This window comes from Streptomyces sp. WP-1 (genome assembly GCF_030450125.1).
GTDB lineage: Bacteria > Actinomycetota > Actinomycetes > Streptomycetales > Streptomycetaceae > Streptomyces > Streptomyces incarnatus.
Window position 1 is genome coordinate 2,853,563 of record NZ_CP123923.1, and the last position, 17,361, is coordinate 2,870,923.

Here is a 17,361-nt window from a genome sequence, read left to right on the forward strand (position 1 = left end):
CGACTACACCGGGATGGGCGGCGAGGGCGGGCGGCCGATGGCCCGGTACATCCGGCACGCCTGCGCGTTCTGCACCCTGCTGCTCGCGGCGCTGCTCGTGAACGCGGCCCGGGTGCAGCTCGTGCAGGCCGGCACCTACACCGGCAACCCGGCCAACCGCCGCGCGGCCATCGCCCGTTACCAGCAGCCGCGCGGCGACATCCTGGTCGGCGGCAAGCCGGTCACCGGCTCCGTGGACACCCATGAGCAGCTGCGCTACGAACGCACCTATGTGGACGGGCCGTTGTACGCCCCGGTGACCGGCTTCGCCTCGCAGTCGTACGGCACCACGTTCCTGGAGGACACCGAGGACGGGGTGCTCTCCGGCGCCGACCCGATGCTCGCGCCGCTGCCGCTGTGGAACGACCTGACGCGCGGCCGCAATCCGGGCGGGAACGTCGTGACGACCCTCGACCGGGCGGCGCAGGAGGCCGCTTACCGGGGGCTGGGCGGCCGCAAGGGCGCGGTGGCCGCCGTCGACCCCTCGACCGGGCGCATCCTGGCGCTGGTGACGAGCCCGTCGTACGACCCGGCCCAGCTGTCCGGGAACGCCGAGTCGGTGGCGTCCGCGTGGGCGCGGCTGGGCGGCGACCCGGACAAGCCGATGCTCAACCGGGCGGTGCGGCAGACCTATCCACCGGGCTCCACCTTCAAGGTGGTCACCGCGGCGGCGGCGCTGGACGCGGGGGTGGTCACCGACCCGGACGCGCGCACCGTCTCCCCCGACCCCTATCGGCTGCCCGGCACCCGCACCCAGCTGACCAACGAGGGCGACGGCTGCGCGGACACCTCGCTGCGGGACGCCTTCGAGTGGTCCTGCAACACGGTCTTCGCCAAGCTGGGCGTGGACGTCGGGGTGCGGGACATGACGGCCACGGCGGAGGCGTTCGGGTTCAACGACAACGGGGTGCGCGTGCCCTTCCCGGTCGCGCCCAGCACCTTCGACTCCCACGTGGACAAGGCCCAGTTGGCGCTGTCCTCGATCGGGCAGTACAACACCCGTGCCACCCCGCTCCAGATGGCGATGGTCGCGGCGGCCGTCGCCGACGACGGGCGGCTGCACACGCCGTACCTGGTGGAGCGGACGACCCGGCGCGACGGCGAGACGGTCGCGGGCGGCGGGACGCATCCGGTGCGCCAGGTCATGCGCCCGTACACGGCCGAGCAGTTGAAGGAGCTGATGACCGGGGTGGTGCGGGAGGGCACCGGCACCCGGGCGGCGATCCCCGGCGCGGTCGTCGGCGGCAAGACCGGCACCGCGCAGCACGGGGTGGGCAACACCGGCCTCCCGTACGCCTGGTTCGTCTCCTGGGCGCAGGACCAGGACGCGGCGGAGCCGGCGGTCGCGGTCGCGGTGGTGGTGGAGGACGCCTCGGCGGACCGGGGCGAGATCAGCGGCGGGGGCGACGCGGCGCCGATCGCCCGGGACGTGATGCGGGCGGTGCTCGGCCGGTGAGACGGGGCTGCCGAAGGCGGCCGGGGTCTCCTTAGGGTGCGACCATGACGGATACCGCGCCCGCGTACGAACTGGCCCAGGTCAACATCGCCCGCCTCCGACACCCGCTGGACTCGGCCGAGTTGAAGGACTTCGTCGACGGACTCGACCCGGTGAACGCGGTCGCCGACGCCTTGGACGGCTTCGTGTGGCGGCTTGAGGGCGACTCCGGCAACGCGACCGACGTCCCGGTGTTCGGGGACGCCTGGATGATCGTCAACATGTCGGTGTGGCGGGACGCGGAGGCGCTCACCGCGTTCATGTACCGGGGGCTGCACCGGGAGTTGCTGGCCCGGCGCAGGGAGTTCTTCGAACGGCTGGAGGAGGCGGTGACCGCGCTGTGGTGGGTGCCGGCCGGCCACCGCCCGGCGGTCGCCGAGGCGGAGGACCGGCTGCTGCACCTGAGGGCGCACGGCCCGACGCCGTACGCCTTCACGCTGCGGGCGCCGTTCGCGCCCGGCGCGGAGGCGGCGGTCAGCCGATCGGCTTGACCGCCTCGGAGCGGACCTGGAGGGTCTGCCTGGCGAGCGCCGCCAGATCGACCTGGGCGGGGTCCTGGGTGAGGTGCGGGGTGTCGACGACGGCGATGGTGGCACCGGTGTTGTCGTCGGCCCAGGCACACATGGGCAGGGTCATCCTGGAACCGACCTGCTCCTGGGTCAGCACCTCGCAGGAGATGGTGATGCCGCCGAGGCCGAAGTCCTTCGCCGGCACGGCGACCTTGGCGCCGCTGCCCTCGGAGGCGCCCTTCATCATGTTGCGGCGGGCCTCGTCGGTGTTCTTGAAACGGCCGTACATGCCGGAGACCACCAGGGTCCCCTTGGTGTCGTCGCCGCCCAGGCTGTAGCTGCCGACGACACCGTGGGTGTCCTTGGCGTCCCAGGCGCCGTCCGCCTCGTCCCCGATCTTCTTGCCCTCGGTGTCGGAGAGGTCCTTGGCCAGCTCGTACTTCCCGGAAAGCAGCGTCTGGGGCAGCGTGAGCTTGTTCTTGGCGTCGGGGAAGGTGGTCGCCGCCTTGTAGCCGATCGCGCCGAGGGCGACCAGACCGCCCACGATCAGCACGACCGCGCCGCCGACGATCCCGAGGATCAGGCCGACCCGGCTCTTCTTCGGGGGCGGCGGCACGACGGGCGGCATACCGCCCCAGCCCGGGTACGGCGGCTGCTGCCCGCCCTGGGGCTGGGGGTACGGCGAGGCGCCGTACGGACCGGGGTTCTGCGGCTGGGGCCGGCCGTAAGGGGCCTGCTGCCCGTAGGGGGACTGCTGGCCGTACGGGGACTGCTGGCCGTACGGGGACTGCTGGCCGTACGGGGGCTGCTGGCCCTGGGGAGGCTGCTGGCCGTACGGGGAACCCGGCTGGTTCGGGTACGGCGGCTGCTGCGGCGACGGAGGCATGGACACGCCAGCACGCTACTGCACCCGGGTGAATGGACGGGTACCGAGGCGGCGCCGGAACCGCCCCGCTCCGCCGCCGCCCCGCCCCCTTCCGCCGCCGCTCCAGCCCGCCCCATCGCCGCCCGGCCCGCTCAGTCCTCCTCCGCCCCCGCCTCGATCGCCTCCCCCACCTCTGCGACCCGCGCCCGCTCCTCCGCCGCGAAGCGCCGCGCATCCAGCTGGTCGGCCAACTCCTCGTCCTGGGCCATCAGCTGCTCCAGGCCGGTGTCGCCCAGCTCCAGCACGCCGAGGTCGGCGTACGCCCGCTGGAGCCGCTCGCCCCACAGGCCGATGTCCTTGACGCAGGGCACGATGCGGCTGAACAGCAGCCTGCGGAAGAGCCGGAGGAACTCGGTGTGCTCGGTGAGTTCCTCGGCCTCGGCGCGCGGGATGCCGAAGTTCTCCAGCACCTCCACCCCGCGCAGCCGGTCGCGCATCAGATAGCAGCCCTCGACGACGAACTCCTCGCGCTCGCGCAGCTCGGCGTCGGTGAGCTGTTGGTAGTAGTCGCGCAGCGCCATCCGGCCGAAGGCCACGTGCCGGGCCTCGTCCTGCATGACGTAGGTGAGGATCTGCCGGGGCAGCGGCTTGCCGGTGGTGTCCCGGATCATGCCGAAGGCGGCGAGCGCCAGCCCCTCGATGAGCACCTGCATGCCGAGGTAGGGCATGTCCCAGCGGCTGTCGCGCAGGGTGTCGCCGAGCAGCGCCCGGAGGTTGTCGTCGATCGGGTAGACGAGCCCGATCTTCTCCTTGAGGAACCGGCTGTAGATCTCGGCGTGCCGGGCCTCGTCCATGGTCTGGGTCGCGGAGTAGAACTTGGCGTCCAGGTCGGGCACCGACTCCACGATCCGGGCCGCGCAGATCATCGCGCCCTGCTCGCCGTGCAGGAACTGGCTGAACTGCCAGGAGGCGAAGTGCCGGCGCAGCTCGCCCTTGTCGCGCTCGCTCATCCGGTCCCAGTGGGGCGTCCCGTACAGGACCGTCGCCTCGTCGGGGGTGCCGAGCACGTCGTGGGGGTCGACCTCCAGGTCCCAGTCGATGCGCCGGGTGGCGTCCCACTGCTTGTCCTTGCCCTTCTGGTACAGGGCCAGCAACCGCTCGCGGCCGTCGTCGTACTCCCAGCTGAACCGGGCCGCGCCGGACGCGGGCACCTGCCAGGTGGGCTCTCCGGGTTCGTCGGCGTACAGGTCATGGGTGGACATGTCTCGCAGGCTCACACGCAGACGCGCGGTCAACAAGTCATGCGCAGGGGATTGACGCCCTTGCTGACAGGCAGTCTCATAAGTTGCGGACGACATACCCCCGGGTAACGAGGTGAGGGAGCCATGACGACCCTGACGGAAGCGGACGCGCTGGACGGCCTGCGCGACGCGCTCGGCCTGCTCAAGGACCGGGAGCAGGTGGCCGAGCGGCTGCTGGTCTCCTCCGCCAAGCACTCCTTCGACCCCGACAAGGAGCTGGACTGGGACGCGCCCTTCGAGGAGGGCAAGTGGTTCTGGCCGCCGGAACTGGTCTCGCTGTACGGCACACCGATGTGGCAGCGGATGAGCGAGGAGCAGCGCATCCTGCTCTCCCGGCACGAGGCGGCGGCACTGGCCTCGCTCGGCATCTGGTTCGAACTCATCCTGATGCAGCTGCTGGTGCGGCACATCTACGACAAGTCCGCCACCAGCGCGCATGTGCGCTACGCCCTCACCGAGATCGAGGACGAGTGCCGCCACTCCAAGATGTTCGCGCGCCTGATCGAGCGCGGCGACACCCCCTGGTACCCGGTCAGCAAGGCGCACCTGAACCTGGGCCGCCTCTTCAAGACCATCTCCACCACCCCGGGCTCCTTCACGGCGACCCTGCTCGGCGAGGAGGTCCTGGACTGGATGCAGCGCCTGACCTTCCCGGACGAGCGGGTGCAGCCGCTGGTGCGGGGCGTGACGCGAATCCATGTGGTCGAGGAGGCGCGCCATGTGCGGTACGCCCGTGAGGAGTTGCGCCGCCAGATGGTGACCGCCCCGCGCTGGTCCCAGGAGTTCACCCGGGTGACCTCCGGCGAGTTCGCCCGCGTCTTCTCCATCGCCTTCGTCAACCCGGAGGTGTACACCAACGTCGGTCTCGACAGGCGCGAGGCCATGGCGCAGGTCAAGGCCAGCGGCCACCGCCGCGAGATCATGCAGACCGGCGCGAAGCGGCTGACCGACTTCCTGGACGACATCGGCGTGCTGCGGGGGGTCGGGCGGCGGCTGTGGCAGTCGTCGGGGCTGCTGGCGTAGCGGGAGGCGCGAAGCCCCCGCCGGCAAAACGCGCGAAGTCCCCGCCGGTGGAACCCCCTTCCCCGGCGGGGACTTCGCCGCGACGGCCGCTCCCCCTACTCGTGGGCGCTGAGCACACCGCCGTTGCTGAGCACGATGTACACGCCGTTGGCGTCGAGGCCGACGTCGTGCTGGTCCTTCGTCTCGATGGTGGCGGCCACACCGTCGTGGCCGATGATCTGCGCGCGGTAGCGCAGCTCGCCGAACTTCGTCACCTTGACGGTCCAGCCGCCCGCGACCTTGAAGGTGCCCGGACCCTGGTGGCCGCCGCCCATCCAGGCGTGCACCTCGCCGCCCAGCGTGAGCACGACGAACATGTCGTTGGCGTCGAGCCCGGCGTCGTGCCCGTCGGTGTCCAGGGTGGCCAGGACCGAGCCGCGGTTGACGATCTTGAGGCGGTAGCTCTGCTCACCGAGCTCGTAGATCTCGGCGGTGCTGCCGTCCGGCAGCTTCTGGGTGCGCTGCGGGGCCGGCTTCTCGGCCACGGCGGCCGACACGGCGGTGCCGTGCACGCCGGTGACCGAGACGGACGTGGCGGCCTGGGCGGAGACGGCGGCCGACGAGAACGCGGCGGCCGCGGCGACGGCCACCAGGCCGGTGAGGCGAGCGGTACGGCGAACACTGCGAGCGGTCATGATCGAAGTCCCCCTTGGGCGTCGGCTGTCGTTCCCTACACGCCGTCAGATGGACGTTCCGCCACCGCAGTTCACCCGGTTCTGTCCGCACTTGGTAACAACGCGCGGGCCCCTAGCCCACCGCGGCCGCACCGGTGAAGGCGACGAGCGCGGCGACCCCGTCGACCTCCAGGGCCTCGTCACGGGCACCGGTGCACAGGGCCGCGTCCAGGTGGCCGAGGGCCGTGCCCGCCGCTTCGAGGCCGGCGGATCCCGCCAGTACGACGACGAGCAGCTCGGGCGCTGCGGGCAGTGCCACCCGCCCCCGTACGATCTCCACCCGCGCACCGGCCCGGCCGCGCCGGGTCATCACGTTGAAGTCGACGAGCGGGCCGCCGAGCAGCCGGCAGTCGGTGTCCGCGTCCCCGGGGAAGGCGAAGGGGACATACGGTTCGGCCACGGGGTGCGCGGTCCCGTCGACGGTCAGCACCATGCCGGGGCCGTCGACCAGGGTGATGACCCGGTCGACCCCCTCGAAGCGGGAGAACGGGCCGCCCCGGTCCACGTCGGCGAGGCTGACGCGCCAGGCGAAGTCCGCCATGTCCGCCCCCTCGGGGGCCGCGGCGATCTCACGGGTCAGCCCGCCCCCGTTCTTCCACGGCACCGCCGGACGCTCCCCGGCCCTCAGCACCCGCACCGTCATCCCGTACTCCTTCTCGTCCGATGTCCCCCGTGTGTATCCGCGGACCGCCCCCGCTGTCGAGCGCGGTAGGCCGACCGGCACCCCGCGCTCCCCGCGGCACGCGAGTTACGCTGCGTGGCATGACCCCCGAGACCGCCACCCCCGCGTATCGCCGGCTCAGTGTCGAGGAGCGCCGGCGCCAGCTGCTCGACGCGGCGCTGACGCTGTTCGCGCACCGGGCCCCCGAGGACGTGTCGCTGGACGACGTGGCGGAGGCGGCGGGGGTGTCGCGGCCGCTGGTGTACCGGTACTTCCCCGGTGGCAAGCAGCAGCTGTACGAGGCCGCGCTGGGCTCGGCCGCGGACGAGCTGCGGCAGTGCTTCGACGAGCCCCGCACCGGCTCCCCGCTGGCCCGGCTGACCCGCGCCCTCACCCGCTATCTGGCCTTCGTGGACGAGCACGACACCGGCTTCGCGGCGCTGCTGCGGGGCGGCAGCGTGGCGGAGACCTCCCGCACCACGGCCATCGTGGACGGGGTGCGGCGGGCCGCCGCCGAGCACATTCTCAGCCATCTCGGCGCCACCGATCCCGGGCCCCGGCTGCGGATGACCATCCGGATGTGGATCACGGCCGTCGAGGCGGCCTCCCTGATCTGGCTGGACGAGGACAAGCAGCCGCCCGCCGGCGAACTGCGCGACTGGCTGGTGGACCAGTTCGTCGCCGCGCTCTCGGTCACCGCGGCCCGCGACGAGCAGACGGCCGCCCTCGTGGGCACCCTCGCGACGGATGGCCGAGACTGAGACCGTGAAGAGCCAGGACATCCCGTTCGAGGACGGCCCCATGGACGGACGCGTGCTGCCCGTCCTGCTCGGGCCGACCGGACATCCCCCGAAGACGTACCGCATCCCCGTCCCCGCCCCGGACGACGGGCCGCCCACGGTGTACGTCTACCGGCGCGTGCCGCGCGGCCACAGCAAGCGGCTCGGCCTGATCCAGGGCTGGAAGTACGTGTACGACCCCGACGACACCTCCGGCGGCCGGCTGCGCCGGCCCTGGTCGAGGCCGTCCGGCAAGCCGGGTGACACGCAGGAGTGACAGGGTTGCGCCGAACCGCGCACACGCGGCGCGCGCCCCGCAGGTATACGTCTGATTATCGCGTTCGGATAGGGCTCGGCAATGCGCCCACCCCTTCCGCACCCGAGGTGATGACGTGTCAGGAAAGCTTGTGCGCCTGGCCTGTACGGCCACGGTGGCGGCCCAGGCCGTCCTCGCGCCCGTGCCCGCCGCCGCCGCGCCCGAGCCGCAGCGCTCCGTCTCCCAGCTGCTGACGGACCTGCAGAAGCTGTACCGGCAGACCGAGCAGGCCACCGAGACCTATGACGCCACCGCCGACCGGCTGGGGCGGCAGAAGTCCGAGGTGGCCCGCCTCGACAAGGAGCTGGGCCGCGCCCGGCGCGCCCTGGAGGCCGGCCGCGCCGACGCCGGCCGGCTGGCCCGCCAGCAGTACCAGGGCGCCTCCGGCGGCCTCGGCCCCTACGTCAGCCTGCTGCTCGCCCCGGATCCGCAGCGCATGCTGGACGAGAGCCACGTCCTCGCCGAACTGGCCCGCCAACGCGCCCATGCGGTCGACCGGTTGACCGGCGCCGAGCGGCACTCGGACGCCGTCGCCCGCACCGCCCGCAAGGCCCTGGACACCCAGCGGGCCCTGGCCGGACAGCAGAAGAAGCAGCGTGACACCGTCCAGGCGAGACTCGCCGACGTGGAACGCCTGCTGGCCTCCCTCGACCCGGACCAGCTGGCCGCCGTCGACCGCCTCGAACAGCAGGGCGTCACCGCGGCCCAGCGGGCCCTCGCCGGATCGCTCTCCGACCACCACCCGGCCTCCCGCCAGGGCGAACGCGCCGTCCGCTTCGCCCTGAAGCAGGTCGGCAAGCCCTACGTCTGGGGCGCGCAGGGCCCCTCCTCCTACGACTGCTCCGGCCTGACCTCCCAGGCCTGGCAGCACGCGGGCACCCCGATCCCCCGCACCAGCCAGGAACAGTGGCGGCACCTGCGCCACATCCCACTGCGCCAACTGCGCCCCGGCGACCTGGTGATCTACTTCCCCGAGGCGACCCACGTGGCCATCTACGCGGGCCACGGCAAGGTCGTCCAGGCCCCGAGACCCGGCTCCCGGATCAAGATCTCCCCGATGGCATCGAACCCGGTACTGGGCGCCGTACGCCCGGATTAGCGCCCCGCCGGGGGCACGGGGAAACCGCGCCCGCGCCCCCACGGCGGCTAGAGCGTATCCCTTTGATCAATAAGTCAGTTGATCGGATGTGTTCATCCGGTTAGTGATCAGTGATGCGATGTGGGGCCGGATCGAGCCGTTGATGCCGGCCGGTCCGGTCCGTGGGCGGCGGTGGGCCGACCACCGCGGAACGCTGAAGGCGATCGCGTGGACGTACCGCACCGATTCGCCCTGGCGGGACCTCCCCGACGAGTTCGGCCCGTTCCAGACCGCCCACAAACGACTGATCAGGTGGGCCGCCGACGGCACGTGGGAGATGGTCCTCGCCTCTGTCCTGGCAGTGGCGGACGCCGATGACGACATCGACGACCTGCGAATGATGGAGCGGTCGATCACAGTGAGCAAGCCCACCCGACTCAGCGAGATACTGAAGCCCGGTATGGGCTCAGTGCACATCGCCATCTTGCCGCGAGCACTGCGATCCACGCTGATCGAAAGGAAGAGCGTGACGTACTACGCGGACCTGACTCCGTACACCTACGGGTCACCCGAGCGGCCCGCCCTCAATGTAGGTTGGCTGTCGGCCGACGAACCCTACACAAGAGGCGTGGTTGCGGAATGTGTGGTCGACGCGCTGAAGGCGCTCTGCGCAACACGGGTCAATCAGATGCGAGGACTGCACTTCTGTGAGTTCTGCGACGCTTTCATGCCGCACGTCAAAGGCGGTGCAAATGGCGAGGAGGAGATCCTTCTCGGCTCTGCCGAAATACATTTCGGCGGCGACTCCGAAGTCGTGTACGCGGCTCCGAATCTCATCGTGCACTACGTGCTGGAGCACTCCTACTGTCCACCGGAGGAGTTCTGTTCGGCTGCAGTAAATGCTGCCGGTATGGAGTGCGCCGACAGGCTGACGCTGCCAGAGTGACGGTCGCCGTTCATGGCGACTCGCTGATGGTTCACCCGACGGTCGGTGTCGTGCCTCCCTTGTGCATCGGGAGCACGACACCGCCCCTTCCTGTCGGCGTGCTCCACAGCTTCGGCCGTGCGATTCATGATGGGGCGATTCCTGCGGAGGTGACAGCCTCCATGCAGGCGATCACCTCGGCCGATTCGCCGACTTCGCTCGTGCGCCCCTCAACCTCAGCTGGGTCTGGCTGCAGCACCGCTGCTGCAACAAGCGGCGCCACACCCGAAGCGCGGCCAACAGGTGATCGGCGTCCACGGGACCGTGATGTGCACGAACCCGGAGTGTGGGGCGTGTGGAGAAGGTGCGTCGATTGCCGTAGTCGGTGTGCTCACCGTGACAGGTCAGGTCGATGCCGACCCGCTCGGCGAGAACCCGGATCCCTTGGACTGCTTCGTTGGCCCAGGAGCCCGGAGCTCGATGGGCGCACGACCGTAGCGCGGCCCAGGTCTCCTTGGTATGGCGGTGCGGTCTGCGGCATCCGGCGGGCCAGGACATCGTGCGTTCGATGGTCCAGCGGTGGCGGCCCAGCCGCGCCGAGGACTCGATACCTTTGCGGGCGATGCGATGCCGGATGCCTTGGCCGCGTGACCATTGCCGCAGGTGGTCGTGGCCGTATCCCTTGTCGGCGTGAAGCTTGGCCGGTCTGCGCCTGCGGGGTACGCGTCGGGAGCGGATCGGCGGTATCCCCTTCACCAGCGGGATCAGCGCCTGGCTGTCGTGGAGGTTGGCGCCCGAGATCCCCACGGACAGGGGCAGACGGCAGACCCGGTCCGCTCGGTGATCAGGTGGATCTTCGAACCGTACTTGCCCCGATCGACAGGATTCGGGCCTGTCAGCTCCCCTTTTTTCAGGGCCCGCATGTTCACCGGGTCAATCGCGCAGCGGGACCGGTCCAGCTCGCCGCGGGAGCCGCACTCGTCCAGGACCAGGCGATGGAGCTTCGCCTACACCCGGGTTTTCGACCCATTCGGTGAACCGCCGGTGGGCAGTCGCCCCCGAGGGGCCGAACGACGCGGACGGCAGCTGCTGCCACGTGCAGCCCGAGGTCGCCACGAAAACGATCGCAGCCAGCACTTCCCGGTCGCCGTGCCGACGCCGGCCGCCGCCCTGAGGCCGCGACGGCGCCTCCGGCACCACTCGCTGAAACAGCTCCCACAACTCGTCCGGCACCAGCCGCTCAACGATCCTCACCGCAACCGACAGCTCACCCAGCCAAATGAGATGACGTCTTAGATTGGCCGCTGTACGGTCCATGGCACGCAGCAGTTCTTCCAGCTCCATGGCCACAGACTCGCGCTCTCGACTGGGGTCGTGAAGCCTCTTTCAACGGGAGACACCTCACGCACGGGATGAGCGTCCCGCCGTGCGCCGACGAGACGGCCCCGGTGCCGGCCGAGGCCGTCTGCGGGCCGTCCGAGGCCAGCCGACGTCGACCGGCAACAACAGAGGACGACAGCAGGGGCGCAGGTCAGCGCCCCATCAGGCCCCGGAGATCGACGCAAGGTAGGCGTTCGCCTTCTCCGGCTCGAAGAAGAAGTTCTCGAAGTCGGCCGGGTCGTTGAAGCCGTTGGCGAACCGGTCCGCCACCGGCTGCAGCTGCCCCGCCGCGCCGATGAGGTTCAGGACATGCTCCGGCGGCGGCGCCAGCATCGCGTTCGTCCACTTGGTGACGTGCCGCGCCGTCTGCCAGTACCGCTCGAACGTGCCCCGCATCCACTCCTCGTCGAACGGCTGCTCCCCGCGCTCCAGGATCGACGCGAGGTAGGAAGCCGCGCACTTGGAAGCGGAGTTGGAGCCCTGGCCGGTGATCGGGTCGTTGGCGACGACCACGTCGGCGACGCCGAGCACCAGGCCGCCCGAGGGCAGCCGGCCGATCGGGTTGCGCACGGTCGGCGCGTACCGTCCGGCCAACGTGCCACCGGCGTCCGTGAGTTCGACCTTCGTCGCCCGCGCGTACTCCCAGGGCGTGAACCTCTCCATGAGTTCCAGGGTCAGGGAGAGATGCTCGGCCGGGTCCTTGACGCCGTTGAAGACATCGAGCGGGCCGCCCGGTATGCCCTCCCAGAACAGGATGTCGGCGCGCCCCGAGACGGTGTACGTCGGCATGACGAACAGCTCGCCGACGCCCGGCACCAGGTTGCAGCGCACCGCGTCGAACTCCGGGTGCTCCGGGCGCGGTCCGAGCCCGTGCACGTACGCCACCGCGAGCGCGCGCTGCGGCTCGCGGTACGGGGAGCGCGCGGCGTCCCGGCCGAACATGGACACCAGCTCGCCCTTGCCGGCGGCGACCAGCACCAGGTCGTAGGTGCGCGAGAAGTAGTCGAGGTCGCCCACCGCCGCGCCGTGGATGACCAGTTGACCCCCGCGCTGGGCGAAGGTCTCCATCCAGCCGGCCATCTTCACCCGCTGGTCGACGGACTGGGCGTAGCCGTCCAGCTTGCCGACCCAGTCGATCGCGCGCTGGGTGGGGCCGGGGTCGTGCGAGCCGGGGGCGGCGACCGAGACGCCAAGGCCCTGGATCTTCGGGGCCTGGGACTCCCAGAAGTTCAGCTGGAGGTCGCGCTCGTGCTGGAGCGCGGTGTGGAACATGCACTGCGTCGACATGACGCGGCCGGACCGGATCTCGTCCGCGGTCCGGTTCGACATCAGGGTGACCTCGTAGCCGTGCGACTGCAGGCCGAGGGCGATCTGGAGGCCGGACTGGCCGGCTCCGACGACGAGTATCTTCCGCATGCGGGTGGTGGCTCCTTACAGGACTACTCGGGGGTTTCGTCCAGCGCGTGACCGACCAGGGCCAGAAGGGTCTCGATGGCCGAAATCCGCCGGCGCGCATCCATGATCATGACAGGGATGTGCGCGGGTATCGTCAGCGCCTCCCGTACGTCCTCGATGTCGAACCACTCGCTGCCGTCGAAGTGGTTGACCGCGACGACGTACGGCAGTCCGCAGCTCTCGAAGTAGTCCAGGGCGGGGAAGCAGTCCTTGAGGCGGCGGGTGTCGGCCAGCACGACGGCGCCGATCGCGCCGCGCACCAGGTCGTCCCACATGAACCAGAACCGCTGCTGACCCGGCGTGCCGAACAGGTAGAGCACCAGGTCGTCGTCGAGCGTGATGCGGCCGAAGTCCATGGCCACGGTGGTGGTGACCTTGTCCGGGGTGCCGGACAGGTCGTCGGTGCCCTCGCTCGCCTGGGTCATCAGCGCCTCGGTCTGCAAGGGCGTGATCTCCGAGACGGCCGTGACCAGGGTGGTCTTGCCGACGCCGAAGCCGCCCGCCACCACGATCTTCGTCGCGACGGGGGCCCGCGTCCGGTCCGTCTGCCAGGCCTTCAGATCCTCGTCGGGCTCGGTGAAGCCGGCGACGAGGGGGGCGGCGCCTCCCGAGGAGGCGGTGGCGTCAGAGACGGCGAAGTCCACTCAGCACCCTTTCCAGCAGAGCGCGGTCCGGGCGGCCGGTGCCGTGACCGGTTCCGGTGCCGTACACACGGATCTTTCCCTGGTCCGCGAGGTCGCTGAGGAGCACGCGGACCACGCCGAGCGGCATCTTCAGCAGCGCGGCGATCTCGGCCACCGTGCGCATACGGCGGCACAGCTCGACGATGGCCCGCATCTCCGGCATGACACCGGCGAGCGATCCCTTCGTCAGTTCCCTGCGCTCCTCTGGCGCCTCGATGGCCGCGGTGCTGGCCACGAAGGTCTCCACGAGGAGGACGTGCCCGAAGCGGGTGCGGCCGCCGGTGAGCGAGTAGGGGCGCACGCGGGCGGGTTTGCGCTCGCCGCCGCGCACCGGGAGCTTCGGTGTGCCGCTCATCGGGCGCTCCCCGCCGACTCCAGGGACTTGCGCAGCTCGCTGCGGAGTTCAGGGGTGAGGACATGCCCGGCGCGGCCGACGAACAGCGCCATGTGGTAGGCCACCACGCTCATGTCGCACGCGGCGGAGCCGTGCACGCCGAGCAGCGAGCCGTCGCTGATGGACATCACGAACAGGCTGCCCTCCTCCATCGCGACCATGGTGTGCTTGACCCCGCCGAACGTCATCAGCTTGGCGGCGCCGACGGTGAGGCTGCCGATGCCGGAGACGATGGTGGCGAGGTCGGCGGAGGAACCGCGGGGGCCCTTGCCCGGGCGGGCCTGGCGGGACCGCTCTGTGTGGCCCGGGTCGGACGACAGCAGCAGCAGACCGTCCGAGGAGACCACGGCGACGGACTGGATGCCGGGGACCTCCTCGACCAGGTTGGTCAGCAGCCAGTGCAGATTGCGGGCCTCACTGCTCAGCCCGAAGGTACTGGGAGCGGTCAACTGCTTGCCTCCTCGACAGGGCCCCCCGTGGCTTCTCCGGAATGGTCTTCGATCTCTGCCTCTACGTCGCGGTAGCCGGCCTGTGCTCCTCGGCGGAAGCCACCGAGCCTGCGGCGCAGGGCCTCGGCATCGACGCTGGTGCTGCGCTGGCGGGGCGGGGGTGCGGGTGCGGTGATCCTGGGGGTGCGCTTGGGCAGCCCCTTGCTGGTGACCCGCTCCTCGGCCCCGCCGTCGTCGGCGGCCCCGGTCATGGGCCGCGCGTGGCTGACGGGTTCGGCATCGGCGGGAGGAACCGGCTGGTCGCCGGGTGCCTCGTCCGGTGCGTTGTCCGGCGCGTTCTCGGGAGCCTTGTCCCGTGGGTTCTCCGGCGCGCTCTCGGGGGCCTCGCCCCGTGCGTTGTCCGGCGCGCTCTCGGGGGCCTCGCCCCGTGCGTTGTCCGGCGCGCTCTCGGGAGCCTCGCCCCGGGCGTTGTCCGGCGCGCTCTCGGGAGCCTCGCCCCGGGCGTTGTCCGGCGCGCTCTCGGGAGCCTTGTCCGCTGCCTCGTCCGTGAGCGGGAGCAGCAGCTCCATCGTCGTCTCGGCGAAGGTCTCCACCGGGGCCTTGGGACGGGTCTCGGCCGCCTCCGGGCCGGGCCCCGCCTGCTCGTGCGTCGTCTCCTCGGCGGCTTCGGGCGCCGCCTCCTCGGACGTGGTCGCGTCCGGGACGTCGTCCTGCTCGGGCTCCGGCTCAACGCCGGCGTCCCTGACCGCCCTCTCCGCCAGTGCCACCAGCGGGTCCTGCTGCTCTGCGTCCTCCTTCGGACGCGTCGGCAGGACATGGGAGTTGGCCTCGGCGACGGCGCCCGGCAGGGTGAAGGTGCCGGTGGTGGAGGTGGCGGCCTGCGGGGGTACGGCGATGGCGGGGGCCTCGGACAGCAGGGTGGCCGGCAGCACCACGACCGCGGCGACCCCGCCCTGCTTCTGCTCGCGCAGCTGCACCCGCACGCCGTGCCGGTGGGCGAGGCGGGCCACGACGTACAGGCCGAGCCCGAGTCCGTCCTCGCCCTCCCGCTCGTACCCCGCCTCGGGATCGAACTCGGCGAGGCGCGCGTTGAGCCGGGTGAGGCGGTCCTCCGCCATGCCGATGCCCTCGTCGTGCACGGAGAGCATGACCTCGCCGGACTCCAGCAGCCAGCCGGACACCTCGACCGGCACGTCCGGCGGGGAGAACGTGGTGGCGTTCTCCATCAGTTCGGCCAGCAGGTGCGAGAGGTCGTCCGCGGCGAAGCCCGCGACATGCGCGTGCGGCGGCAGCGAGGCGATGCGCACCCGCTCGTACCGCTCGATCTCGCTGACCGCGGCGCGCACCACGTCGACCAGCGGCACCGGTCCGTGGTGCTGCTGCACATGCTCGGTGCCGGCGAGGACCAGCAGGTTCTCGCTGTGCCGGCGCATCACGGTGGCGAAGTGGTCCAGCTTGAAGAGGGTGGCGAGGCGCTCGGGGTCCTGCTCGCGGTCCTCCAGGCCCTCGATGACGGCGAGCTGGCGCTCGACCAGCCCGAGGGTGCGCAGCGCCAGGTTGACGAAGGTGCCGCCGATGCCGGCGCGCACCCGGTCCAGTTCGGCCGCCGCCTCGGCGAGTTCGGCGCGCAGCTCCTCGCGGGCGTCGGCCATCTTCTGCCGCTGCCCGACCAGGTGCTTGCGGTCGGTCTCCAGGGTGGTGACCCGCTCGTGCAGGGCGGCGGCGTGCGCGTGCAGGGCGTTGACGGAGCGGACGGCCTGCGCGAACTCGTCGTTGCGGCCGGTGAAGGCGATGGGTTCGCGGCCGGCCGGGTCGCCGGGCTCGGCGAGCCGGGCCGTGCCGCGGCGCAGCACCGACAGGGGCCGGGTGAGGGTGCGGGCCATGGCGGTGGCGATGCCGACCGCGACCAGCAGCAGGACGCCGAGGACGGCGACGCGGATCTCCAGCGCGGTGACGTCGTCGTCCCGCAGCTTCTCCAGGTCCTGGGTGCGGTGCTCGTAGAGGGCGGACTCCGCGCCGCGCATCAGGTCGAGGCGCCCGGACAGGGCCGCGTCCAGCTTGGCGGCACTGGGCGTCGAGGCGCTGTCGGGGAAGGCCGGCTGGGCGGTGAAGGTGTCCAGGTACTTCTCGGCCGAGTTGACGTCGGCGCCGTTGACCGTGGAGTCGTACGCGTCGACGGCCGACTTGGGCGCGTTCTCGCGGAAGTCGGCGAGGGCCGCGTCGGAGCGCAGCCGGGCCTGCTGGGCGGCGGCGGTGAGCGCGTCGCGCTGCTTGCGGCCGGCCGCGCTGGGCACGGAGGTGGTGGTGGGCAGCCCGGTGACGGGGTTGAACACCGTCCGGTCGGTCGCCGGGACGTTGAGCGCGGCGAGCAGCAGGCCGCGGGCGGCGGCGGACTGCTGGACCGCGGTGTCCAGTTCGGCGAGCGCGTAGGCGCCGGAGCCGGCCCGCGGGGGCATCCGCTCGGCCAGCTGCTCGGCGAGCCGGTGCAGTTCGGTGATCGTCGCCGAGTACGCCTGGTGGGCTTCGAGCGCCGTGCTCCTGCCGGTGAGGGCGGCGCGCCGGACGGTGGCGATGTGGTCGAGGTCGCCGCGCAGGCCCGCCGGGGTGCCGCTGTCGGCGCGCAGGTCCGCCACCTGGCGGTCGACGCGGGTGCCGCGGTCCTCGGAGGGCGCCTTGGACTCGGGGCGGCCGGCCGCGATGTAGGAGGTGACCTCGTCGCGCTCGTCGGCCAGGGAGCCGGCGAGGGCGAGCGCGTCCTGGGTGCGGGAGGCCAGCGTCACCAGGTCCTGGGAGTCGCTCACGTCCGAGGACGCGGTGAGGAGGGAGGGGGCTCCGGCGCCCGCGACCGCGGCGGCCACGACCGCGACGGCGACGATCAGCCGGGTGCGCACATGCGTGGGCCGCCCGGTGCCCACGGGAGCCTCGGGGACGGCCTTCTCGGGGGCCGTCTGCCTGCCTGTGCGCCGAGGCCGCTTCATCTGCACCGGTGCTCGCATTCCTGAACTCGTCTACCCAAGGGCCCGGGTGGCGCCCCGTCAGCTCGGTGCCAAGTGGTGCGTGCACCCGGTTCGTACGGTTCCCGACCCTCCCAGCGCCGGTGGGCAGTGGTCGCGCATCACCTGACCCGCCACCCGAAGGAGTGAACATCGGAGGGGAGTTGGCGGGCAAGTTCCTCTGGCGTGTGCCGGGCCGTCCCGCGGCGGGCCGGTTGGACGCGCGCGACAGGGTTTGGCAATATTCGCCACCGCGCTTTTTCGGGGTGCCCCATTCCCGCCCAAACCAGGCGCCTGGCCTGC

16 protein-coding genes and 1 pseudogene are annotated in these 17,361 nt (G+C 71.6%); 7 read left to right on the forward strand and 10 right to left on the reverse strand.

The window, feature by feature from the left end; translation table 11 throughout:
* Nucleotides 1-37: 37 nt before the first annotated feature.
* Both QHG49_RS12055 and QHG49_RS12060 read left to right on the forward strand, forming a co-directional pair.
* A complete protein-coding gene (locus QHG49_RS12055; RefSeq protein ID WP_301492759.1) occupies nucleotides 38-1,495 on the forward strand; it encodes a penicillin-binding transpeptidase domain-containing protein in 1,458 nt (485 codons plus the stop codon).
* Between the two features lie 44 nt (nucleotides 1,496-1,539).
* Entirely contained in the window at nucleotides 1,540-2,025 is a 486-nt protein-coding gene (locus QHG49_RS12060) for a DUF3291 domain-containing protein (protein ID WP_159704938.1), read from the forward strand.
* Here QHG49_RS12060 and QHG49_RS12065 read toward each other — a convergent pair.
* Together QHG49_RS12065 and QHG49_RS12070 are read right to left on the reverse strand one after the other, a co-directional pair.
* Entirely contained in the window at nucleotides 2,009-2,929 is a 921-nt protein-coding gene (locus QHG49_RS12065; protein WP_301492760.1) for a hypothetical protein, read from the reverse strand. The genes QHG49_RS12060 and QHG49_RS12065 overlap by 17 nt on opposite strands.
* A 131-nt stretch (nucleotides 2,930-3,060) precedes the next feature.
* Nucleotides 3,061-4,170 carry a ferritin-like domain-containing protein gene (locus tag QHG49_RS12070; RefSeq protein WP_301489405.1) on the reverse strand — a complete coding sequence of 370 codons (1,110 nt, stop codon included), beginning with the start codon at nucleotides 4,168-4,170 and terminating at the stop codon, nucleotides 3,061-3,063.
* 123 nt (nucleotides 4,171-4,293) lie between these two features.
* Between QHG49_RS12070 and QHG49_RS12075 the strand changes: the two genes are divergently transcribed.
* Nucleotides 4,294-5,232 (forward strand): diiron oxygenase, encoded by a 939-nt coding sequence (locus tag QHG49_RS12075; protein ID WP_159704932.1) that lies wholly within the window; start codon nucleotides 4,294-4,296, stop codon nucleotides 5,230-5,232.
* Nucleotides 5,233-5,327: 95 nt separating this feature from the next.
* Here QHG49_RS12075 and QHG49_RS12080 read toward each other — a convergent pair whose 3' ends face one another.
* Both QHG49_RS12080 and QHG49_RS12085 read right to left on the reverse strand, forming a co-directional pair.
* A complete protein-coding gene (locus QHG49_RS12080) occupies nucleotides 5,328-5,906 on the reverse strand; it encodes a hypothetical protein (RefSeq protein ID WP_301489408.1) in 579 nt (192 codons plus the stop codon).
* 112 nt (nucleotides 5,907-6,018) lie between these two features.
* Nucleotides 6,019-6,588, reverse strand: a complete 570-nt coding sequence (locus tag QHG49_RS12085; protein ID WP_301489409.1) for a HutD family protein — start codon at nucleotides 6,586-6,588, stop codon at nucleotides 6,019-6,021.
* A 119-nt stretch (nucleotides 6,589-6,707) separates the two neighbouring features.
* Between QHG49_RS12085 and QHG49_RS12090 the strand changes: the two genes are divergently transcribed.
* From QHG49_RS12090 to QHG49_RS34100, 4 genes are all read left to right on the forward strand, one after another.
* Entirely contained in the window at nucleotides 6,708-7,367 is a 660-nt protein-coding gene (locus QHG49_RS12090) for a TetR/AcrR family transcriptional regulator (protein WP_145487259.1), read from the forward strand.
* The gene (locus QHG49_RS12095; protein ID WP_236576459.1) at nucleotides 7,354-7,662 is read left to right on the forward strand and encodes a hypothetical protein; all 309 of its coding nucleotides are present in this window, start codon (nucleotides 7,354-7,356) and stop codon (nucleotides 7,660-7,662) included. Before QHG49_RS12090 ends, QHG49_RS12095 begins: the two co-directional genes overlap by 14 nt.
* 115 nt (nucleotides 7,663-7,777) lie before the next feature.
* The gene (locus tag QHG49_RS12100; RefSeq protein WP_145487258.1) at nucleotides 7,778-8,800 is read left to right on the forward strand and encodes a C40 family peptidase; all 1,023 of its coding nucleotides are present in this window, start codon (nucleotides 7,778-7,780) and stop codon (nucleotides 8,798-8,800) included.
* Nucleotides 8,801-8,888: 88 nt separating this feature from the next.
* Nucleotides 8,889-9,725 carry a transposase gene (locus QHG49_RS34100; protein ID WP_370530454.1) on the forward strand — a complete coding sequence of 279 codons (837 nt, stop codon included), beginning with the start codon at nucleotides 8,889-8,891 and terminating at the stop codon, nucleotides 9,723-9,725.
* A 171-nt stretch (nucleotides 9,726-9,896) separates the two neighbouring features.
* Here the strand turns inward: QHG49_RS34100 and QHG49_RS12110 are convergent.
* The 6 genes and pseudogenes from QHG49_RS12110 to QHG49_RS12135 all read right to left on the reverse strand — a co-directional run bounded on the left by QHG49_RS12110 (nucleotide 9,897) and on the right by QHG49_RS12135 (nucleotide 17,049).
* Nucleotides 9,897-10,958, reverse strand: a pseudogene (locus QHG49_RS12110) (IS5 family transposase).
* Nucleotides 10,959-11,246: 288 nt separating this feature from the next.
* Nucleotides 11,247-12,500, reverse strand: a complete 1,254-nt coding sequence (locus tag QHG49_RS12115) for a styrene monooxygenase/indole monooxygenase family protein (protein WP_301489414.1) — start codon at nucleotides 12,498-12,500, stop codon at nucleotides 11,247-11,249.
* A 23-nt stretch (nucleotides 12,501-12,523) separates the two neighbouring features.
* Nucleotides 12,524-13,183, reverse strand: a complete 660-nt coding sequence (locus QHG49_RS12120; protein WP_145487256.1) for an ATP/GTP-binding protein — start codon at nucleotides 13,181-13,183, stop codon at nucleotides 12,524-12,526.
* Nucleotides 13,164-13,577, reverse strand: coding sequence for a DUF742 domain-containing protein (locus QHG49_RS12125; protein ID WP_037660266.1), 414 nt, complete (start codon nucleotides 13,575-13,577; stop codon nucleotides 13,164-13,166). The genes QHG49_RS12120 and QHG49_RS12125 overlap by 20 nt, the downstream gene beginning before the upstream one ends.
* Nucleotides 13,574-14,065, reverse strand: a complete 492-nt coding sequence (locus tag QHG49_RS12130; protein ID WP_159704915.1) for a roadblock/LC7 domain-containing protein — start codon at nucleotides 14,063-14,065, stop codon at nucleotides 13,574-13,576. Before QHG49_RS12130 ends, QHG49_RS12125 begins: the two co-directional genes overlap by 4 nt.
* Entirely contained in the window at nucleotides 14,062-17,049 is a 2,988-nt protein-coding gene (locus QHG49_RS12135) for a nitrate- and nitrite sensing domain-containing protein (RefSeq protein WP_370530455.1), read from the reverse strand. The genes QHG49_RS12130 and QHG49_RS12135 overlap by 4 nt, the downstream gene beginning before the upstream one ends.
* Nucleotides 17,050-17,361: the final 312 nt, after the last annotated feature.